Here is a 19,196-nt window from a genome sequence, read left to right as displayed (position 1 = left end):
TTTCTTTGGAGAAGTACCCAAGTGGCTGAAGGGGACGGTTTGCTAAACCGTTAGGTCGCAGTTTTGCGGCGCGCGGGTTCAAATCCCGCCTTCTCCGCCATAATGGCCCGTTGGTCAAGTGGTTAAGACACCGCCCTTTCACGGCGGTAACACGGGTTCGAATCCCGTACGGGTCACTGGTTGCTGGCACCAGAGATTCTGGTGCCCTTTTGTACAATTTCTTTTGTCGATTTTTGCGTTTTTTCTTGCGATGCGTGTGGAAGTCTGTTATAATATCTCTCGTTAGCTTTAAAATTACGTTATGATTGTTGGGGACAACGCAGTGTTTCGTTTCGTTAAAGAACGAGGCATTGCGTTTTTTTATTTACCACCCTAAACCGAGAAGACCCTCACTTCCACGCGTGAGCGTAGGGAGAGAGTTCAGGTAGGGAGGGAGTCCCCCGTTTCCAACGGCAGGAAAGTGGGGGGAGAAGATCAAACGAACAATTGGGCGTCGGCTTCGCCGCCATGAATTTGCACAAACATCGTTTGGATGGCTTGAAGATGGCGCTTGGCGGTTTCTTCTGGCGTTGATGGGAGAAAGTAAACGATTTGCAAAGCGTTTTTCGTTTCTCTCGTCACGGCGGTCCGCTCCGAATCGACGATCGGACTGCCAAACGGCCCTCGTTCATCTTTGCTGACGAGTTTGTTGGCAAAGTTGACTGTGCGGCCGTTTAACGCGATGTATTCATCTTTTTCCGTGCCGATCGTGAGCGTCACTGTCCCGTTGATGCGGTCTAGATCATAGATGCCGAGCGGAATTTTATAATAGAGTGAAAAAAAGTTGTTTATGTCTGCCGCTGAATGGATAGGCGGAATGAAGCTTTTTTTCTGGATGCGTCGGTACAGGCTTTCACTTGACGGTCGATAGCGGCTTGGGTCCGTTCCGATTTGTTTGAAAGTACGGCGCCATTCGACCATTTCAGGAATGTCGGCAATCGACTTTTCCTGCAGCTCGATGTAAAGAGATTCTTGAAACAGCTCAAGCCGCCCCCTTAACATTTGCGGTGAATCGCTGACCTCGATATGATAATAGCGGATGACGCCGAATTTACCAGAAGGAAGGCGTTGCTTTAGTTGTTCTGATATCACGCATTTCATCTTGATCACCTCGGATTTCATTTTACCATATATGACGAAAGGAGGGAAAACGATGGATGTTATGGCATTAAAGCAGGAAGTCATTGAGTACAGTCGGTCAATCGGCATTGATAAAATCGGATTTGCGAGCGCTGATCCGTTTGTGGAATTAAAGGAACGGCTGCGCCGCCAGCAGGAGCTCGGCTATCAGTCCGGTTTTGAGGAACCAGATATTGAGAAACGGACGAATCCTTCATTGCTTCTTCCGGAAGCAAAATCGATTATTGCCATTGCTCTTGCCTATCCGTCTAAAATGAAAAATGCGCCGCGGGGGACAAAGACGGAACGGCGCGGCGTTTTTTGCCGCGCTTCATGGGGAAAGGACTACCACAATGTGTTGCGGGAACGTTTGCAGCAGCTCGAGGAGTTTTTGCTGGCCAAAGTGCCCCATGCCCGCGTTCGCTCGATGGTGGATACCGGAGAGCTCGCCGATCGGGCGGTGGCGGAACGGGCAGGGATCGGTTGGAGTGGCAAAAACTGCTCTATTATTACACCAGAGTTTGGATCGTATGTGTATTTGGGAGAAATGATTACGAATATTCCATTTCCCCCTGATGAACCGGTTGAAAACCGATGCGGCACGTGCACGAAATGCATTGATGCCTGCCCGACTGGGGCGCTTGTGCAAGGGGGACAACTGAACGCACAGCGGTGCCTTTCCTTTTTAACACAAACGAAAGGCTTTTTGGCCGACGAGTTTCGAGAGAAAATCGGGAATCGGCTGTATGGCTGCGATACATGCCAGCAAGTCTGCCCGGAAAATAAGGGAAAAGACTTTCATTTGCATCCGGAATTCGAGCCGGATCCGGAAGCGGTAAAGCCGAAACTCATCCCGCTGCTTCAGATGAGCAACCGTGAATTTCAAGAAACATTTGGGGCCATGGCGGGTTCATGGCGTGGGAAAAAGCCGATTCAGCGCAATGCCATTCTGGCGCTTGCCCATTACAAAGACCAAACCGCGGTGCCGCATTTGCTGCGTTTGTTGAAAGAGGATAGCCGTCCCGTCATCCGCGGGACGGCGGCGTGGGCGCTCGGGAAAATCGGGGATCCAAGCGCTAAGCCTTATTTGGAGGCCGCGCGGCAAATGGAGGCGGATGCCGATGTGATCGCTGAGATTGAAAAAGGACTAAAACTGTTGGCTGAGGCAAAGGAATAGGGAAAAAAACGCAGCTTCCCCACATAAGGTAGTAACAAAAACGAAAGTGGTGGAAAGCAGCATGAAAAAACAGTTGCGCGCGTGGTTGGATGAGCGAGCCCGCTCGTTTGTGTCGGAAAGCAATATCCGAAGCGAAGAGGCGGCAAGAAAGCAACAGCTTTGCCAAAAGCGCGGTGCGGAGATCGTTCGTTGCACGATCCGGGGGCAAATTGTCGGCAGGCAGACCATTGAGCGGGAAGCGAAAGTGATGTATATTGCCCACCATCAATTTTTAATTAAGCAAAGGGGTTCACTATATATAGAAGAACAGGTTGAGGAGCGATGCGCCTGTTTTGTTGGCGGTGAGCTTGTTGCTGATGAACCGATCAACCGATTGGGGGGGGATATGGAGGAGCCGCGCGTCGAACGAGAGCAATGGACGGGAGATCGTCTTTCTTACCAGTATGACCGCGCCCGGGCGGTGCGGTATGCGGAAACGTGGTGGAATCGGCATAACCCGGTGTTTCCGTCGTTTCCGGTGGATTGCACGAATTTTGTTTCCCAATGCTTGTATGCGGGCGGGGCACCGATGACGGGCTATCCGAACCGGGCGAGGGGATGGTGGTGTCAAAACGGAAGTTGGAGTTACAGCTGGGCTGTCGCTCATTCCTTTCGTTGGTATTTGAGCGGGTCGCGCATTGGCTTGCAGGCGGTGGAAGTGGCGGAGCCGGAGCAATTGATGGCAGGCGATGTCATCTGTTATGATTTTCAAGGGGACGGACGCTTCGACCACTCAACGATTGTGGTGGCGAAAGATCAGAACGGGATGCCGCTTGTGAACGCCCATACGACAAACAGCCGAATGCGCTATTGGTCGTATGAAGATTCAAGCGCCTATACGCCGAACATTCGCTATAAGTTTTTTCACATCATCGATCGCAAATAAACGTTGCTGAGGTGAAGGAAATGCCGCTTCATGTAGTGCTATACCAGCCAGAAATTCCAGCCAATACTGGAAACATCGCTCGTACGTGCGCAGCAACCGATACGTCGCTCCATTTGATCCGCCCGCTCGGTTTTTCTACGGATGATAAAATGTTAAAGCGCGCCGGGCTTGATTATTGGCCGTATGTCAATATTTCGTATTATGACTCGCTTGATGAACTATTCGCCCGCTTTCCGGAAGGGGAGTTTTATTTCATTACGAAATTCGGGCGCCGGTATTATGATTCGTTTGATTTCAGCGATACAGAAAAACATATTTTCTTTGTGTTCGGCCGTGAAACGACCGGACTGCCGAAGGAGCTGCTTGAGGCCAATATGGACCGTTGCCTTCGCATCCCGATGAATGACAAAGTACGCTCGTTAAACTTGTCGAACACGGCTGCCATTTTAGTGTACGAAGCGTTGCGCCAACAACGGTTTTATGGGTTGTCATAAACAAAAAAAACGACCTTCGCTCTGGAGGTCGTTTTTTTGGTCTTATTGTCTGACGTCTGGTTTGTCTTCATAGCCAGCGGTGAAAATGGCCGTCAAAAACGCAATGATAACCCCTAGCACAAGCAACGTGCGCATCGTTTGTTCCTCCTTCATAATGAAAGTGGCAGGCGTTTCCCTCTTTATTATAGCGAATATGGCTAAGCATGTGAATGACCGCAGTTGGTTGTTAGGAGACAAAATTTTTTGCGGCGAATGATACGGGACATCCTCGCATAAATTGTAATAATCTTGCTGTTAGACATCCAAGGGTGAGGAGGTCCTTTATGGATATTTTGCAAAAAATCGCCCGGTATCGGGAAGAGGAAGAAAAGTTGAAATGGGAAGGAACGTTTGCCGAGTATTTAAAGATTTTAAAAGAAAAGCCGTGGGTGGCCCAGTCGGCTCATTCGCGTGTTTATAATATGATCAAAGATGCTGGGGTCGAAGAGGTGAATGGGCGGAAACGATATAAGTTTTTCAGCCAGCACCTGTTCGGGCTTGAGGAGGCGCTTGAGCGGCTCGTTGAGGAATATTTCCACCCGGCGGCGAAGCGGCTTGATGTGTGGAAACGGATTTTGCTGCTGATGGGGCCGGTCGGCGGCGGGAAATCGACGTTGGTAACGCTCCTGAAGCGCGGGCTTGAGGAGTACTCCAAAACGGAGCGCGGAGCCGTTTATGCGATTAAAGGGTGCCCGATGCATGAAGACCCGCTTCACCTCATTCCTCACCATTTGCGCGACGATTTTTACCGCGAATACGGCATTCGCATCGAAGGCGAGCTGTCGCCGCTCAATATGATGCGGCTTGAGAAAGAGTACGGCGGACGCATTGAAGACGTGCTAGTGGAGCGCATTTTCTTCTCGGAAAACCGCCGCGTCGGCATCGGGACGTTCAGTCCGTCTGATCCAAAATCGCAAGACATCGCCGATTTAACGGGAAGCATCGATTTTTCAACGATCGCGGAATACGGCTCCGAGTCCGACCCGCGCGCGTACCGGTTTGACGGCGAGCTGAACAAAGCCAACCGCGGGATTATGGAATTTCAAGAGATGTTAAAGTGCGATGAAAAATTTCTTTGGCATTTGCTGTCGCTGACGCAAGAAGGCAATTTCAAGGCTGGGCGGTTTGCTTTAATCAGCGCCGACGAATTGATTATCGCTCATACGAACGAAACGGAATATCGGTCGTTCATCGCCAACAAAAAGAACGAGGCGCTCCATTCGCGCATCATCGTCATGCCGATTCCATACAACTTGCGCGTCTCGGAAGAAGAGCGCATTTACGAAAAAATGATCCGCGAAAGCGATGTCGCCGACGTGCATATCGCCCCGCATACATTGCGGATTGCGGCCATGTTTACGATTTTGACTCGGCTGAAAGAGTCGAAGCGGCCGGATGTGGATTTATTGAAGAAAATGCGCTTGTATGATGGCGAAATGATCGAAGGATTCAGCGAGGTCGATGTGGAGGAGCTGAAAAAGGAGCATCCGGACGAGGGGATGAGCGGCATCGACCCACGCTATGTCATCAACCGCATTTCTGCCTGCATCATTCGCAAAGGAGTGCTGTCGATCAATGCGCTTGACGTGCTTCGTTCGTTGAAAGAAGGGTTGGATCAGCATCCGTCGATCACGAAGGAAGACCGCGAGCGGTATTTGAATTTCATTTCGCTCGTGCGCAAGGAGTATGATGAAATCGCCAAACAAGAAGTGCAAAAGGCGTTCGTCTATTCGTATGAAGAGTCAGCGAAAACGTTGATGGATAACTATTTGGACAACGTCGAGGCGTACTGCAACAAGACGAAACTGCGCGATCCGCTTACGGGTGAGGAAATGAATCCGGATGAAAAGCTGATGCGCTCGATCGAGGAACAAATCGGCATTTCCGAAAATGCGAAAAAAGCGTTTCGCGAAGAAATTTTAATTCGCATTTCGGCATATGCACGAAAAGGACAGCGGTTTGATTATAATTCACATGAACGGTTGCGGGAAGCGATCCAGAAGAAATTGTTTGCGGATTTAAAGGACATTGTCAAAATTACAACGTCGACGAAAACACCGGATGAGCAGCAGTTGAAAAAAATTAACGAAGTCGTCGCCCGCCTCATTGATGAATACGGGTACAACTCCACGTCAGCCAATGAATTGCTCCGTTATGTCGGCAGCTTGTTGAACCGCTAGGCATGCCTAGAGCGCCGGGGCATGCTTTTTTGCATCGATAATCGGGCTTGTCCGTCCGTTGTTCGCTTTTCTATTTTCGGCATTCATCTGTCAATTATTTTGAATTTTTGCATAGGATAAAATAAACAACTTGGCATAGTGATGGTCCGTTTTGATGACGCCAACATAAGTATATGCGGGAAAGTGAAAAGTGTGAGAACCATTTTAACAAAGGAGCCTTGATAGATCAACATTTCTAGAGGGAGGGGAAAATATGAAAGGGAATTTCGTTGTATCGAAAGAAGACTGGTCCCTCCACCGCAAAGGATATGACGATCAAAAGCGGCATCAAGAAAAGGTAAAGGAAGCGATCAAAAACAATTTGCCGGATTTGATTACGGAAGAAAGCATCATTATGTCCAACGGACGCGATGTAATTAAGATTCCGATTCGCTCGCTGGATGAATATAAAATTCGCTACAATTATGAGAAAAACAAACACGTCGGCCAAGGAAACGGAGACAGCCAAGTCGGCGATGTCGTGGCCCGAGACGGAAGCGGGGAGGGGCAAGGGCCAGGAAAAGGCCAAGGTGCTGGCGATTTGCCGGGCCAAGATTATTACGAAGCTGAAGTGTCACTGATGGAGATTGAGGAAGCGTTCTTTAGCCAATTGGAGCTGCCCAACTTGCAACGAAAAGAGCTGGATCAAAATGTAACCCAACATATCGAATTTAACGACATCCGCCGCACCGGGCTGATGGGGAATATCGATAAGAAGCGGACGATGCTCGCTGCCTTCAAGCGCAATGCCATGAACGGCAAACCAGGCTTTTATCCGATTTACCGTGAAGATTTGAAGTTTAAAACGTGGAATGAAGTCGTCAAGCCGGAATCGAAGGCCGTTGTCTTGGCCATGATGGACACAAGCGGCTCGATGGGCATGTGGGAAAAATATATGGCACGCAGCTTTTTCTTCTGGATGACCCGCTTTTTGCGCACGAAATACGAAACGGTGGACATCGCCTTTATCGCCCATCATACGGAAGCGAAAGTTGTCAGCGAGGATGAATTTTTCACGAAAGGGGAAAGCGGCGGGACGATTTGCTCATCCGCCTACCGCAAGGCGCTGGAACTGATCGAAACGAAGTATTCTCCGTCGCGCTACAACATTTATCCGTTCCACTTCTCCGACGGCGACAACTTGACATCGGACAATGCCCGCTGTGTGAAGCTTGTTCAAGAGCTGATGAAAGTGTCGAACATGTTTGGGTATGGAGAAGTCAACCAGTACAACCGCCATTCCACACTCATGTCGGCGTATCGCAATATTAAGGATGAAAAGTTCCGCTATTATATTTTGAAGCAAAAATCAGATGTGTTCCACGCGATGAAAACATTTTTCCGCAAAGAAGAGAGCAAGCAGCTCGTTTGACCCTCTGGCAGCTGAAAAAAGGGGGTTTTTCTTTTTGGGGTAGCGTCAAAAGTTCTATGAAAACTCCACACAGATCATCCCATTGAGCATCGTGGGGCATGCGGAGGGCCGGATTCGCCCTTGACCAACACCCGCCAAAGGTGCGGAAGAGTCGTCAAGGGCGACGGGGACAAAAAAGAAGGCAATAAGAAAGCCGCCCTTGCCATGACCGAATTTTACCTTTGGCGGTGTTCGGTTGGTCAAGGGTTCGCTTCGCCGAATCCGGCAGGAGTTCTGTTCAACGGGCTCCGGCGGACAAAAAAGTCAGGCCGCCTCTTGTTGGAGAAACGCTTGTGCCATGGCGATGAGCTTCGTCCACCGGGCCGGCATATGCGGAAGATCCGCCAGTTCCGGGATGACGACCGGGACCCGGCCTTCGAGTGCGCTATGCGGGCGCAGGAAGTTGAAATACGCCACAAACAGCGTCACAAAGGACACCGAGCCTTCTTCCGCACCAAACCCATGGGTCGGGCGGTAGTTGCCTTTAAAGGTCCGGTTGAATCGCTCGATGATCTGTTTGAGAGGGCGAAACTCTTCCGAGACCGGATCTTCGTTGGTTAGGCCGATCACCTGGCGGACGTCAAACGAAATCCCGTGCTGGGCGAAGAAGTGTTGCGCCAGCAGGTAAATCGGGTTGCCATCCACGACGAACGACAAGTCGTCTGGGAGGGACGCTAGCTTCCTGAGGACATCATCGATGGCCTTGATGGCCGAGAGCGTGTCCCGGTTGGGCGAGACGCGATACGACAGCACGATCTTTTTGACGGCGTCAAACATAAAGAACAGGTAATGCCAGCGCCCTTTGACGCGAATATACGTCTCGTCCCCGCAAAACGAACCGGACAGCTCATACGGGAACCGGTCGACAAAGGGCTTGATCCAAAGCGCGACGCTGTTGGCGTAGTTGAGCACCGTCTGATGGGAGATCGAGACGCCATGGATGTCCTTCATGGCGGCGGCGGTCTCCCTCGAGGACATCCCAAAGTTGACGTAGTACGTCAACACGAGCCCCAACACGTGCGGCGACGCAGCCAGCCGGGACAAATCGACCTTCGGCTTGATGAGCGACGAGGAAGCCAACGGGAGAAAGTCAAACAAGAACTCTCGAAACAAATACCGCACCTTGAAGGCTTGAGGATCCTGTTGAAACTGTTGGCGCTCCTTCTTCGTCATCCGGCGAAGGTTGGCCTGGTAAAACGGGCAAGCGTTGTTCTTGCACTTATAGATGTTGTATTCTTTGCGTTCCTTGATTTTTTCCAGCGTCTTTTTGCAGTGCGGGCAGCGAAAGACCGCTTGCTTGGTGAACCGATTTCGGTGGTTGAACCGGCACTGGCACACTTTGCATTGGTATTGCCCGTTTCCGCCGTTATTGGCGTACAGGTAAGAAGAGGGAGCCTGGCAGCGAGGGCAGGTCAACGAATCCGGAACACGGTGTTTCGCATTCGCGCGGCGCTGGATGGGCCGTAAAGGACGTCCGTGCTGGGCTTCATAGTCTGCCAACAGCTTCCGGTAATCAAGGGTTTCCGGCACATCGATGATCGGAAGGTCATCGACCTGAAGTTTCCGGTACGGCTTTTGGATGGGTTCGTCCAAGTCCTCGAGATTCAAGGATTTTCCCACGATCACACCCATCAAATACACAATGATTTGATATTGGGTCTTGATTATTTCGAGCAAATAGGCTAATAATTGAGGTAACAAAGCTTGTCACTCCTTTGTTTTGGCTGTTGGGTGTCGTTACCTCAATGATGGCCGAAAACAACGGGGGTGGCAAGCTTTTTTTCTTCCAACCGTTGAAACTCAAGGGAAAACCGTGAGTGTGGAGGATAAACTTTTGACAATACCCTTTTTGGAAAGGGAGGGCAATCGCCCTCCCTAAAATAAGTTATTGCTTTTGCAGCGTCGCCGCCATGGCGAGCACGGCGCCAAGCACGTCTTCATTGCGTGGAGCGTGCACGGTCAATAGCATTGGCGCTGGTTGGGCGCTGGCGATGACATGAACGGTGACACCGTCCGCTTGGGCAGTGTACCAAACGGCATCAGCGAACGGCTTAGGCAATCCGTTCGTTTGTTGGCGGGCGGCGTTGGCGTCAACCGCTTGGGCATGTTCTTGCGCTAGTTGCTCGTAGTTTGTTTCCCCCTCCGAAAGCAAGCGGATGCGGGCGAATGCTTCGCCATGAAGCAAGACATCGGCGCCCGGTTCTTCGGCGTCAAGGGTCCATCCTTCCAAAACATAGAGGGAAAAATGCTGATTGTTGCTTGTTTGCAGCGTTGCGGTTTTCGTGACGGTTTGGTTTCCATCTTGGTAGGACAATGAAATGGTCGGTTGTGAAGCAGCGGGTTGTCCTCCTCCTGCCGCTCGTTGCTCTTCTTCGTTCTTTTTCGTTGATGTTTGCTCTTTTGCTTCCTTCGAAGGAGAAGGGTTCTTGGATGACGGCGCATCAGACGATGGTTTTTGATCGGCGGCTGTCTGCTCTTCCTTTGCCGCCTGTGTCGTCTCGTGCTCTTTCGTTCCACAGCCAACCAGCAAGACGAAGGCGACAGCGAGAGAGAACAACAGTTTCCAGTATCGAATCATGTTCATTCCTCCCTACGTTCCATATACCCCCCATTATACCAATTGAAACGGTGGAAACAAACAGACTCGTTTCCCTATTTTTTCTGTTTGTTCGTTTTGGCTTGTTGTTTGGTGTGCAAGGCGACATGCGCCCCGCGCCAAACAGCGGCGACGAGTGGCGCTCCCCCATTTTACGCTTGGGGAAAGAGCGTTTCACCTTCTTTACCATTGGCTGGAGACAGGAAATGTTCCGCGAAAACAAGAAGAGTTGCCCACCCGGTTAATCGTGTGGGCTACCGGGTAGGCTATAGTCGTTTCAACTGATAGCGGTTGACGGGGCGTCCGACGCCGCCGTATTGCACATCGAGTATCACTTGTCCCGTTTTCTCAAGGTATTCCAAGTAGCGGCGGGCCGTCACACGGGCGATGCCGACGCCCTCGGCCACTTCCTCGGCGGAAACAGGGAAGCGGTGCTGGCGCAAGTAGGCGACGACTTTTTCCAACGTCACTTCGTTTAATCCTTTCGGAAGTTCAGGGAGCGAGGCGGCAGGTTGTTCAGCCGTTTGCCGTAGTGCATCGAGTTCTGCCTGGGTGAGCGATTCCTTTTCTGCAAGCGACTGGCGGAACGCCCGGTAATTTCCCAGCGCCTGTTTGAGCCGTTCAAATTTAAACGGTTTCAAAATGTAATCGAAGGCGCCGTTTTGCAGGACGCGGCGCACTGTTTCAATGTCGCTTGCCGCTGTGATGGCGATGATATCAACTTCATGGCCGCGGGCGCGGATTTGCTTTACTGTTTCAAGGCCGTCCAGCTGCGGCATGTAAATATCAATCATCGCTAAATCCGGACGGAGCTCGTGAATGAGGTGGAGTCCTTCTTCACCGTTTCCAGCGAGGCCGATGACGGTGAAGCCGTCCACTTGTTCAATCATTTGCCGGTTCACTTCCTGGACCATCGGATCGTCTTCAATGAGCAGTACACGGTACATGCTTGTGTGAGTAAAATATTTGTGGGTGACATTCCGAAATGATCCCCGACGAGGGTTGCGAACTTTTGTTCGCGACGCTCGTCGGGGCCACCAAGCGAAGCGCGGTAGAAAAAAGCAAATGTCATGCAAAAAGGACTCTCTCCCTGCTATGATGGTGATTGTCAACATCAACCGAAAACAGGAGGGAGAGAGTCCATGAAACATCTTACCACAGAATGGCCTTTATTAAAAGAGCTGGAGGAACAATTAGTCAGAACTCTTCAAAAGGTGTTCGCTGTCTTGTTGGCGGCCCTTTTGGAGGAGATTGATCAACAACTGGCGGAAGCGCGGGACAAGCGCCGGTATCAGCTGAAAGACAAACGGCCGACTACGATCCAAACGCTGTTTGGAGAAGTGACGTTTCGACGGAACTACTACTATGACCGGCAAACGGGGAACTATACCTTCTTGCTGGATGCCGAACTGGGCTTTGATGGAGCGCAGTCGATCAGCCCTTGCCTCGAGGAAACGGCGGTCGAGTTGGCCGTAGAGTGCTCTTCCTACCGCAAAGCGGCCCGTACGTTGGAGTCGATCGTGGGGTATGCGGTCATGAGCCACGAGGCGATTCGCCAACTGGTGCTGGAGGCCCCTGTCTCGCTGCACCGCCCTGTTTCCCAACGGCACGGCCGGGTGCTGTTTGTGGAGGCGGATGGACTGTTTATTTCCCGCCAGGGGAAAGGGAAACGGGCGAAAGAAGAGAAAATCCTGGCGGTTCACGAGGGATGGAAACGAAACGGTTCGCAGCTCGAGCTCGTGAACCGGCGCCACTACCTCCATGAAGGGGAGGGAGACGTGTGGGAACGGTTCGAAGAGTGGCTGATGAACGAATATGCCTATGATCCGTGCCGGGACCTGTTGATCATCAACGGCGACGCGGCGTCGTGGATCACGGCCTGCCGGGAGTATTTTGGGAAGCGGGCGTGCTTTCAGCTGGATCGATTTCATGTGGCGCGGGAGCTGCGTCAGTGTCTGTCCGGCCATCCGCGTTGGCGGGAGGTGCGGAAGAAGCTGGCGAAACAAGACGAAGAGGGGCTTCTCGTGGAGCTGAACAGCGCGGTCGGCACGTTGGAGGACGAAGGCAAAGAACAACAGCTGGCCGCCTTGATTCGCCGGATCGAGTCGATGCCGGGATGCATCCGGGACTATCGGGAGTGGCTGTCGGAGCAAGGGGTGGAGACGACCGGCATGCGTCCGATGGGCCACGCCGAGAGCGTGATGAGCCGGTTTGCGCATCGGGTGAAATCCCGCCGCAGCTGGAAAGACCAAGGGCTTCGGGCGTTTCTGAGGGCGATGGCAGCCCGAATCGACGGGATTTGGCGGAGAAATGGGCAGTTGGTGGAGGAAGAAGAGACCCGAACGGCGGCCTCGGCCTCAACAAAGTCCAAGCGGATCGAACAGGCCAAACGGAAGGCCGGACGGTTATGGGCAGATGTGGTGCGTCAGAATCTACCGTGTCTGCAGCGGTCATCCGGGACACCGATCCATCAAGCGTTGTCGGCGCTCCGGGATGGTGGTTGGGTGTAAAAAAATGGAATATCGTATCATCGCCTCAAGATGAGGGATGAGAGTCCGAAAGCGCTTACGATATGAATTCCTGAAAATGGTTCGCTAACTAGTGATTGACAACACCCGTAGTGAACCGAAAAAATGTTCTCCACAAAGTCTTGACTGACTCAGTTTCATCCTTCTGCTGGACAAAATCTAGCGGAAGGGAAGATGACAATCGCGAAGTGAGGAACGGGAATCTGCCCCTAAGGGCTGTATGAACAGCCTTTGGGGGCGGTTTTTTATTTTGGCAAAAAATATAGAAAAACGAGCCCCGAAACGCACTGCACATTGCAAATCGGCGGATGAAAAAAGGATGGAGCGAGACGGAGAGGGGATATTTTCCTCGTTTTTTGTGCATATATTTTGCTTTTTCCTGGACGTTTTTCCATAATAAAGCTATATCGATGTTGGAGGGGGAAGCAGATTGAACAGTTTGCAAGACTGCGCTGTATTACAAAAAAATAGACGTGAAAGCCCACTTCTTTAGAGGTGGGATGAAACGTCTATTTTGTTGCAGTTTAATAATCAAACTGATACAATTTAAGTATGGAACAGTACAGACGCACCAAAACGACCGTTTCTCTCATCAATTATCATTTTGTTTTTTGTCTGCGTTATCGAAGAAAAGTGTTGGTTGGTGAAGTTGAAATTCGATTCAAACAGCTTGTTCAACAAATTTGTAAAGAAAATGATTGGCGTATCCTTGCAATGGAAGTAATGCCGGATCATTGTCATTTGTTTCTAAACTGTCTTCCAATGGATTCTCCTTCAGCAATTATGGCGAAAGTGAAAGGAGTGACATCTCGAATCTTAAGGCAAGAGTTTAAGCATCTTGCTCATTTGCCAAGTTTATGGACACGCTCATTTTTTGTGAGTACAGCAGGAAATGTATCAAGCGAAACCATTAAGCGATATGTTGAAGCGCAGAAAAAAAGGGGGTGATTCAGTTGCAAACCATCACCTTGAATATTCGTTTTTTTCCCCACAATCCTCAACTGCTTCGTCAGTTGGGAGAAGAGTATATTCGAGTGGTGAATGAATTGACTGAACAAATGGAAGACCAAAAATCCTTTCCTAAAATCACAACGAAGCATGTCAATGCCAATCTCCCTTCCGCTGTGTTAAATCAAGCGATTCGAGATGCAAGAAGTGTATTTAAAAAGATGAAAAAAACAGGGAAACGTCCGATTCTCAAAAAGCGGGTTTATTTTGTCAATAATCAAAACTATTCCATTGGCAAAGATATCATCGCTTTCCCTATTATGCAAAATGGGAAAGTGAAAAAGACGAAATTCCGTGCCATGATCACCGAACGTGATCAAAAGTTTCTTGCGAATGCGAAACTTGGACTCATGCGAATCGTTGAGAAGTCAGGGAAATGGTATGCTCAAGTGTCGATCGACGTCCCTGTAAGTGAAAAGGACAATGAAAAAGTCATGGGTGTCGATCTTGGATTGAAAGTTCCGGCGGTGGCGGTCACTTCCACAGGAAAGACTCGATTTTTTGGCAATGGCCGTATGAACAAATATATACGCCGCAAATATCAAGAACAGAGAAAGAAGTTAGGAAAACTCAAGAAGTTGTCTGCCATTCGAAAATTGAACAATAAAGAACATCGTGTAATGACGGATATCAATCATAAAATCAGCCGCCAGATCGTCAATCTGGCCATTCAAGAAGAGGTATCTGTTATCAAATTAGAGAAGCTGACGAACATTCGTCAGACGGCAAGAACAAGCCGTAAAAACGAAAAACACTTGCATACATGGAGCTTTTATCAACTTTCCAAGTTTATCGAATATAAGGCGAAATTAGCTGGAATCTCGGTTGTGTATGTGGACCCGAAATACACATCGCAACTCTGCCCGCAATGCGGAGCAAAGAACAAAGCGAAAGACCGTCAATACCGTTGTCAAGCCTGTGGGTACACGACCCATCGAGATCGCGTGGGTGCATTAAATATTATGAGTGTACCTGTGATGGATGGAGTAGCGTAAGCGAAAGTCCATCAGCCTACGGAGCTATACGCTCTGCCGTAGGACGGGCTGATGACACAGCCCTGAACTTGGGCGTTGTCCGAACCAGAAATGGATGAGGGCGTTAACGACCCAAGAATCCCACGGCTTTAGCCGTGTGGAGTGTCAAGAAAACGAAGAAGGGGTCGGGCAAGCGATCCGTGAATCCGGCATTCCGCGCGAGCAAGTATTTGTGACGACGAAAGTATGGAACACCGACCAAGGGTATGAGACGACGCTGAAGGCGTTTGATGCAAGCTTGAAAAAGCTTGGGTTTGATTATGTTGACCTGTACTTAGTCCACTGGCCGGTGAAAGGGAAGTATAAAGAGACGTACAAAGCGCTGGAAAAGCTGTATAAAGACGGCTATGTGCGCGCGATTGGCGTCAGCAACTTCCAAATTCACCATTTGCAAGATGTGCTGGCTGACTGCGAAATTAAGCCGATGGTCAACCAAGTCGAGTATCACCCGCGCCTGACGCAAAAAGAGTTGCTTACGTTTTGCCGGGAAAACGGCATCCAGCTTGAGGCATGGTCGCCGCTTATGCGCGGGGAAATTTTAACCGAACCGACAATCGTTGAAATTGGCAAAAAATACGGGAAAACGCCAGCGCAAGTCGTGTTGCGTTGGGATTTGCAGCACAGCGTCGTGACGATCCCGAAATCGGTGACGCCGGCGCGGATCAAGGAAAACGCTGATATTTTTGATTTCTCGCTGACCGACGAAGAAATGAAACAGATCGACGCGTTGAACTTGAACAAACGGGTCGGTCCTGACCCAGACAATTTCAATTTTTGATGTCCCCATCAGCCAAATAGCGCCTCGATGCAGGTGCTGTTTTTTTTTTTTTTTGAAACCGGAGCGAGCCGTTTGACGTATGAAAAGGTGAGCAAGTACAATAAATAATAGTATACACATTTGATGAACATTGAAAAAACGGAGGGTGCTGTGATGCTATTCCATCCGATGGATATTTTCATTTTTATCGCCTTCCTGATATCGCTTTGGGCGCAATGGAAGGTATCAAGCAATTTCAATGCCTGGTCTGAAGTTCCAGCCTCATCGGGGTTGACGGGGGCGGAAGTGGCGCGCATGATTTTAGACCGCCACGGGTTGTACCATGTGCCGGTTGAGGTCGTTCCGGGACGATTGTCCGACCATTATGATCCGATTTCCCGCACGGTCCGTTTGTCGGAGCCGGTCTTTTATGGGCGTTCAATCGCTTCCATTTCCGTTGCCGCCCACGAGGTTGGCCATGCCGTTCAACACCAGCAAGGCTACGCGGCGCTCGTCCTTCGCCACCGGATGTTTCCGATTGTGAACTTCGCTTCGGGCGTTGCGCCGTTGTTGTTGCTCGTTGGATTTGTGCTCCATCAATTTTCGCTGATTGGACTCGGCATTTTGTTTTTCTCGCTGGCGGTGGCCTTCCAAATCATTACCTTGCCGGTGGAGTTTAACGCGAGCGCACGGGCGAAGCGGTTTATGCTGGCTGAAGGGTTGATCGCCCCAAATGAAGCGCGAGGCGTAAACAAAGTGCTTGGCGCGGCGGCGCTGACATACGTCGCGGCAACGTTGATCGCCGTATTTGAACTGCTGAAATATGTGCTCATTTTCACCCAAGGGAACAATAATGAGGAATCGTAACATATTGGGCCGCCTAAGGCGGCCCAGCGGCATCATCGTCTATCAGCTGCAATGGAAACCTTTGTGTGCAGGAGGTGTAACCTGGGCGCTTCATCCGCGCTCGGAGACGAATTGGATATAGCCAGTTTGCTGTTGGTGGCGTTTCTCATCGCTTGCACCGCCTTTTTTGTCGCTTCTGAATTTGCGATCGTCAAGGTGCGCAGCTCGCGCATCGATCAGCTTGTCAATGAAGGGAATCGACGGGCGGTCGCGGCGAAAAAAGTGATTTCGAATTTGGACGGCTATTTATCGGCGAACCAGCTCGGCATTACGCTCACCTCGCTTGGTCTTGGCTGGCTCGGGGAGCCGACGGTGGCGCGGATGTTGCTGCCGCTGTTTGAACGCCTCCATTTATCGGAATCCGTCTCCCACTTTTTAGCGTTTATCATTTCGTTTTCGCTCATCACCTTTTTGCATGTCGTCGTCGGTGAATTAGCGCCGAAGACGTTTGCCATTCATAAGGCGGAAGCGATTACGCTGTTTACGGCTCAGCCGCTCATCTGGTTTTACAAAATCATGTATCCGTTCATTTGGACGCTCAACAACTCTGCGCGGCTCGTGACGCGCCTGTTTGGCCTCAGGCCGGTGGCGGAGCATGAAATCGCCCACTCTGAGGAGGAGTTGCGCCTCATTTTATCAGAAAGCTACAAAAGCGGGGAGATCAATCAGTCAGAGTACCGCTATGTCAATAATATTTTTCGTTTTGACGACCGCATAGCGAAGGAAATTATGGTGCCGCGCAAAGAAATTGTGGCGCTCGATATTAACAAAAGCGTCAAGGAAAACTTGGACATCATTCGCGAAGAAAAGTATACGCGCTATCCGGTCATTGACGGCGATAAAGACCATGTGCTTGGACTCATCAACGTGAAAGAGGTGTTTACGGACTTTATTGCCAATCCGTCCAACGAAAAGCAGATGAAAGACTATATCCGCCCGATCATTCAAGTGATTGAATCGATCGCCATTCACGATTTGTTGGTCAAAATGCAAAAAGAACGCATCCATATGGCGATTTTGGTCGATGAATACGGCGGCACGTCTGGACTGGTTACAGTCGAGGACATTTTGGAAGAAATCGTTGGCGAAATCCAAGATGAGTTTGATATTGATGAAACGCCGCTGATTCAAAAAATGGACGATCGATTGATCTTGGAGGGCAAAGTGTTGATCAGCGAAGTGAATGACTTGCTTGGGCTGGACATTGACGATGATGACGTCGATACGATCGGCGGCTGGATTTTAACGAAGCATTATGATATCAAACCAGGCGAGAGTGTAGAAATCGATGGCTACTTGTTTACGGTGAAGGAAATGGATGGCCATCATGTGAAATCGCTGGAAGTGGCAAAAAAAGAGCCGAGCAAAGAGGAGGAGGCGGCAGGCGCCGAAGAGGAGGAGTTGCGTTTGTAAGGCAGACGGGGGCGTCTGCCTTTTCTCGTTTCGGCCGAGAAATCCCCTTCTCCATTGAAGGACGGCGGAGTAGATCAATTGTAAATGCGCGAAAGGTCGGTGGGAAAATCGCTTGTTGGCGCGAGACAAATGACCTCTTCGTTTGTAAACGGATGGCGGAACGTTAGCTTAGCGGCATGAAGCGCATGGCGATGAAACACTGGTTTGCCGCCATAAAGCACATCGCCGACGAGCGGATGGCCGAGATGGGCCAAATGGACGCGGATTTGGTGCGTCCGTCCAGTCTCGAGAGAAAGCTCGACAAGCGATGTTGACGGGAATGTTTTGATGACGCGATAGTGTGTCACCGCTTTTGCCCCCGTCTTCGAGACGCGCCGGCGCGTTGGATGGTGGCGGTCGCGGCCGATTGGCGCGGAAATGGTTCCTGATTCCGGGGACAAACGACCGTGAACAAGGGCGACGTACGTCCGCTTGATGGCACGGTGGGCGAGCATCCGATCGAGCGTCGCACCGGCAAGCGGGTGTTTGGCAAATAAAATCGCTCCCGACGTGTCGCGGTCAAGGCGGTGAATGTGGCGCACTTTTGTTAAAATTGCCTGCGACTGCAAATAAAACGCGACCGCATTGGCGAGCGTGCCGGTTTGCCCCGGTTCGGACGGATGAATGTCGATGCCGGCTTCTTTGTTCAAGACGAGCAGATGGTCGTCCTCCCATAAAATCGAAAGCTCCCGATATTCTGGAACGATGAACGACGGCTCCGGCTCATATGCGTAAAGCTGAAGCCGGTCGCGTTCGTTGAGCACCGTCTTCCAGGGAACAGCCTGGCCGTTCAGTTTGACGCCGTGTTCCATCCGCCAACGGTGGGCGAGCTTTTTCGAGGCGGCCCATACGTCTTTCAGGAGCTGTTCAATCGTCAAACCGCTCCACCAGCTAGGGATGATGCATTCCAGCCAATCGCCTTTTCTTGTCCACAAAGGTTGTCACACTCCCAATTGTTTGTTAGCTGTGGAAACACTTTCTACCCCTATCCTTGCGCGAGATATGGTACACTCATAGTATCGTCTTAGTGATGGAGAACGCAAGCATTGCGGCGAGAAAAGGTGGTAGGACGTTGAAAATGATGTATGCAGCGACTCCGGAACAAGAGCATTACATGCAGTATTTGCTCAACTACTTTTATACCGATGTGTTCCCGTATTACTTCGATGATGAACAAATCCGTCAATTTGAGGAATGGGGCATTCTTTCGCTGGACCACGAACATGTGGCATATAATGGAACAATGAAGGAGGCTTTCCAAATCATTTCGGCGCTGCAGTCGCTCATTACCGTCATCGAATATATGGGGGAACATGGAGAGTGCGACCAATATGAATGGCTGTTTGCCCGCAACCAAAACATTTTGGCTCGTCATGGCATTACCTTTCCATTTCGGGCCAAGCAGTTTATCCATAAGCGGGCGATGCCGTGCAGCATGTATGTTCCCGCTGTGAACCAGTGGGTGATGTAGGGCAAGGGGCTACGTCTTGTA

16 protein-coding genes, 2 tRNA genes and 1 pseudogene are annotated in these 19,196 nt (G+C 50.6%); 14 read left to right on the top strand and 5 right to left on the bottom strand.

Annotation, left to right across the window (positions count from 1 at the left end; translation table 11 throughout):
* Window positions 1-7: 7 nt before the first annotated feature.
* Window positions 8-100, top strand: a tRNA-Ser gene (locus NSS88_RS05935).
* Between the two features lie 4 nt (window positions 101-104).
* A tRNA-Glu gene (locus tag NSS88_RS05930) sits at window positions 105-176 on the top strand.
* A gap of 298 nt (window positions 177-474) precedes the next feature.
* Here NSS88_RS05930 and NSS88_RS05925 read toward each other — a convergent pair.
* Complete coding sequence (locus tag NSS88_RS05925) at window positions 475-1,140, bottom strand: B3/B4 domain-containing protein (RefSeq protein WP_055357848.1); 666 nt, start codon at window positions 1,138-1,140, stop codon at window positions 475-477.
* A gap of 52 nt (window positions 1,141-1,192) precedes the next feature.
* Here NSS88_RS05925 and queG point away from each other — a divergent pair, with 52 nt between their 5' ends.
* The 5 genes from queG to yhbH all read left to right on the top strand — a co-directional run bounded on the left by queG (window position 1,193) and on the right by yhbH (window position 7,384).
* Window positions 1,193-2,335 (top strand): tRNA epoxyqueuosine(34) reductase QueG, encoded by a 1,143-nt coding sequence (queG, locus tag NSS88_RS05920; protein ID WP_055357849.1) that lies wholly within the window; start codon window positions 1,193-1,195, stop codon window positions 2,333-2,335.
* A gap of 61 nt (window positions 2,336-2,396) precedes the next feature.
* Window positions 2,397-3,260 (top strand): amidase domain-containing protein, encoded by an 864-nt coding sequence (locus NSS88_RS05915; RefSeq protein ID WP_055357850.1) that lies wholly within the window; start codon window positions 2,397-2,399, stop codon window positions 3,258-3,260.
* Between the two features lie 20 nt (window positions 3,261-3,280).
* The gene (gene trmL, locus NSS88_RS05910) at window positions 3,281-3,754 is read left to right on the top strand and encodes a tRNA (uridine(34)/cytosine(34)/5-carboxymethylaminomethyluridine(34)-2'-O)-methyltransferase TrmL (protein ID WP_011229988.1); all 474 of its coding nucleotides are present in this window, start codon (window positions 3,281-3,283) and stop codon (window positions 3,752-3,754) included.
* Window positions 3,755-4,077: 323 nt separating this feature from the next.
* Window positions 4,078-5,973 carry a PrkA family serine protein kinase gene (locus NSS88_RS05905; RefSeq protein ID WP_341083586.1) on the top strand — a complete coding sequence of 632 codons (1,896 nt, stop codon included), beginning with the start codon at window positions 4,078-4,080 and terminating at the stop codon, window positions 5,971-5,973.
* Between the two features lie 253 nt (window positions 5,974-6,226).
* On the top strand, window positions 6,227-7,384 hold the full coding sequence (gene yhbH, locus NSS88_RS05900) for a sporulation protein YhbH (protein ID WP_061580893.1): 1,158 nt from the start codon (window positions 6,227-6,229) through the stop codon (window positions 7,382-7,384).
* A 303-nt stretch (window positions 7,385-7,687) separates the two neighbouring features.
* Here yhbH and NSS88_RS05895 read toward each other — a convergent pair whose 3' ends face one another.
* The 3 genes from NSS88_RS05895 to NSS88_RS05885 form a co-directional block, all read right to left on the bottom strand.
* Window positions 7,688-9,124 (bottom strand): DDE-type integrase/transposase/recombinase, encoded by a 1,437-nt coding sequence (locus NSS88_RS05895; RefSeq protein ID WP_095859072.1) that lies wholly within the window; start codon window positions 9,122-9,124, stop codon window positions 7,688-7,690.
* 184 nt (window positions 9,125-9,308) lie between these two features.
* A complete protein-coding gene (locus tag NSS88_RS05890; protein ID WP_033016566.1) occupies window positions 9,309-10,001 on the bottom strand; it encodes a hypothetical protein in 693 nt (230 codons plus the stop codon).
* Between the two features lie 284 nt (window positions 10,002-10,285).
* Complete coding sequence (locus NSS88_RS05885; protein WP_055358607.1) at window positions 10,286-10,966, bottom strand: response regulator; 681 nt, start codon at window positions 10,964-10,966, stop codon at window positions 10,286-10,288.
* A 195-nt stretch (window positions 10,967-11,161) separates the two neighbouring features.
* On the opposite strand from NSS88_RS05885, the gene NSS88_RS05880 reads away from it, so the two are divergent.
* From NSS88_RS05880 to NSS88_RS05855, 6 genes and pseudogenes are all read left to right on the top strand, one after another.
* A complete protein-coding gene (locus tag NSS88_RS05880; RefSeq protein WP_341082419.1) occupies window positions 11,162-12,529 on the top strand; it encodes an ISLre2-like element ISGsp3 family transposase in 1,368 nt (455 codons plus the stop codon).
* A 570-nt stretch (window positions 12,530-13,099) separates the two neighbouring features.
* Window positions 13,100-13,495, top strand: a complete 396-nt coding sequence (gene tnpA / locus NSS88_RS05875) for an IS200/IS605 family transposase (RefSeq protein ID WP_081106632.1) — start codon at window positions 13,100-13,102, stop codon at window positions 13,493-13,495.
* Window positions 13,496-13,500: 5 nt separating this feature from the next.
* Window positions 13,501-14,550 (top strand): RNA-guided endonuclease InsQ/TnpB family protein, encoded by a 1,050-nt coding sequence (locus NSS88_RS05870; RefSeq protein ID WP_044737120.1) that lies wholly within the window; start codon window positions 13,501-13,503, stop codon window positions 14,548-14,550.
* Window positions 14,551-14,698: 148 nt separating this feature from the next.
* A pseudogene (locus NSS88_RS05865) lies at window positions 14,699-15,367 on the top strand (aldo/keto reductase); the annotation flags it as partial.
* Window positions 15,368-15,520: 153 nt separating this feature from the next.
* On the top strand, window positions 15,521-16,213 hold the full coding sequence (locus NSS88_RS05860) for a zinc metallopeptidase (protein WP_055358627.1): 693 nt from the start codon (window positions 15,521-15,523) through the stop codon (window positions 16,211-16,213).
* 111 nt (window positions 16,214-16,324) lie between these two features.
* Window positions 16,325-17,665: a hemolysin family protein gene (locus NSS88_RS05855; protein ID WP_341083575.1), complete on the top strand. Its 1,341-nt coding sequence runs from the start codon at window positions 16,325-16,327 to the stop codon at window positions 17,663-17,665.
* Between the two features lie 74 nt (window positions 17,666-17,739).
* On the opposite strand, the gene NSS88_RS05850 is transcribed toward NSS88_RS05855, so the two are convergent.
* Window positions 17,740-18,639: an RluA family pseudouridine synthase gene (locus NSS88_RS05850; RefSeq protein WP_033013887.1), complete on the bottom strand. Its 900-nt coding sequence runs from the start codon at window positions 18,637-18,639 to the stop codon at window positions 17,740-17,742.
* Between the two features lie 137 nt (window positions 18,640-18,776).
* Between NSS88_RS05850 and NSS88_RS05845 the strand changes: the two genes are divergently transcribed.
* On the top strand, window positions 18,777-19,175 hold the full coding sequence (locus NSS88_RS05845) for a YhcU family protein (protein WP_033013886.1): 399 nt from the start codon (window positions 18,777-18,779) through the stop codon (window positions 19,173-19,175).
* Window positions 19,176-19,196: the final 21 nt, after the last annotated feature.

Origin of the sequence: Geobacillus sp. FSL W8-1251 (genome assembly GCF_038005945.1) — a bacterium.
Taxonomy (GTDB): domain Bacteria; phylum Bacillota; class Bacilli; order Bacillales; family Anoxybacillaceae; genus Geobacillus; species Geobacillus stearothermophilus.
Note: the sequence above shows the minus strand (reverse complement) of the source record. Positions and strands in the feature narration are given on the sequence as shown.

Bases quoted from the DNA above. Each gene is read 5' to 3' on its own strand.
- NSS88_RS05885 (WP_055358607.1), bottom strand. From the start codon at position 10,966: ATGTACCGTGTACTGCTCATTGAAGACGATCCGATGGTCCAGGAAGTG.
- NSS88_RS05915 (WP_055357850.1), top strand. From the start codon at position 2,397: ATGAAAAAACAGTTGCGCGCGTGGTTGGATGAGCGAGCCCGCTCGTTT.
- NSS88_RS05860 (WP_055358627.1), top strand. From the start codon at position 15,521: ATGCTATTCCATCCGATGGATATTTTCATTTTTATCGCCTTCCTGATA.
- NSS88_RS05890 (WP_033016566.1), bottom strand. From the start codon at position 10,001: ATGATTCGATACTGGAAACTGTTGTTCTCTCTCGCTGTCGCCTTCGTC.
- NSS88_RS05905 (WP_341083586.1), top strand. From the start codon at position 4,078: ATGGATATTTTGCAAAAAATCGCCCGGTATCGGGAAGAGGAAGAAAAG.
- tnpA (WP_081106632.1), top strand. From the start codon at position 13,100: ATGGAACAGTACAGACGCACCAAAACGACCGTTTCTCTCATCAATTAT.
- NSS88_RS05880 (WP_341082419.1), top strand. From the start codon at position 11,162: ATGAAACATCTTACCACAGAATGGCCTTTATTAAAAGAGCTGGAGGAA.
- trmL (WP_011229988.1), top strand. From the start codon at position 3,281: ATGCCGCTTCATGTAGTGCTATACCAGCCAGAAATTCCAGCCAATACT.
- yhbH (WP_061580893.1), top strand. From the start codon at position 6,227: ATGAAAGGGAATTTCGTTGTATCGAAAGAAGACTGGTCCCTCCACCGC.
- NSS88_RS05925 (WP_055357848.1), bottom strand. From the start codon at position 1,140: ATGAAATGCGTGATATCAGAACAACTAAAGCAACGCCTTCCTTCTGGT.
- queG (WP_055357849.1), top strand. From the start codon at position 1,193: ATGGATGTTATGGCATTAAAGCAGGAAGTCATTGAGTACAGTCGGTCA.